Genomic DNA, 814 nt, shown 5'->3' with positions numbered 1-814 from the left:
GGGCCGCGGTCATCAGCACCGCCATGTACACCATCGCCGTACTGCCCAGCAGATGGTGCAGATGGTGGGCGCTCCGCCGCGCCGACCACAGCGCGCGGAGCGCGGCCAGCCCGAAGACGGCGGCGTACAGCGGCCACACCCAGCGGGGCGGGGCGAACACCGCGGCCGGTACCGCCATAGCCGCCATCCCGAAGCCCATCAGCGCCTCGCCGCCCGCCGCGCTGCGCTGCTCCTCGACCCCGCTGCGCATCCGCAGCAGGCAGTAGGCGCCGGTCGCCGCGCACAGCGCGACCAGCAGCCAGGCCGGTGACACCGGTCCGTGCACGCGCACCACCCCCGTTCGACGCCATGTCGAGGGATGCGATGCCCACCCCACGCGCAGCGCACGCGAGCGCAAGGGGGTGTACGGGGAGCGTTCGCCGGAGCACGGCGGGTGACCAGGGCGGATGAGGGGCCGCGAAAAGTCCTTTACTGGTGAAACACCTGTTAAATTATTTGCATGAGCAGCCGCCGCCTCCCCCTCACCCAGGCGCTCCGCCTCCAGGGACCCTCCGCCATCTGGTTCAAGCCCGCGCTCAGCGTGGTCGTGTCGACGGCCCCGCCCAACCTCCTCCTGCTGGCCCTCGGCCGCCTCGACCTCGCCCTCTACACGATGGCCGGCTCCCTCTGCGCGCTCTACGGCCATCAGCGTCCCTACGCCGCCCGCGCCCGCGTCCTCACCGGAGTCGTGCTCGGCATGACGGCCGGGCTCGCCGTCGCCCTGCTCGCCTCGGCGCTCGCCCCCGGCCCCGTCGTCCTGGTGCTCGTCGGCGCC

At 73.1% G+C, this 814-nt stretch carries 1 protein-coding gene and 1 pseudogene; one reads left to right on the top strand and one right to left on the bottom strand.

The features are described from left to right. Nucleotides 1–325 (bottom strand): DUF5134 domain-containing protein (locus tag CCN33_RS28875; RefSeq protein ID WP_140394731.1); only part of this gene is annotated, 325 nt, incomplete at its 3' end. Nucleotides 326–499: 174 nt separating this feature from the next. On the opposite strand from CCN33_RS28875, the pseudogene CCN33_RS28870 reads away from it, so the two are divergent. Next, nucleotides 500–814 (top strand): annotated as a pseudogene (locus CCN33_RS28870) (FUSC family protein); the annotation flags it as partial.

The sequence above is a fragment of the Streptomyces recifensis genome (assembly GCF_002154615.1).
Classification (GTDB): domain Bacteria; phylum Actinomycetota; class Actinomycetes; order Streptomycetales; family Streptomycetaceae; genus Streptomyces; species Streptomyces griseoluteus.
Note: the sequence above shows the minus strand (reverse complement) of the source record. Positions and strands in the feature narration are given on the sequence as shown.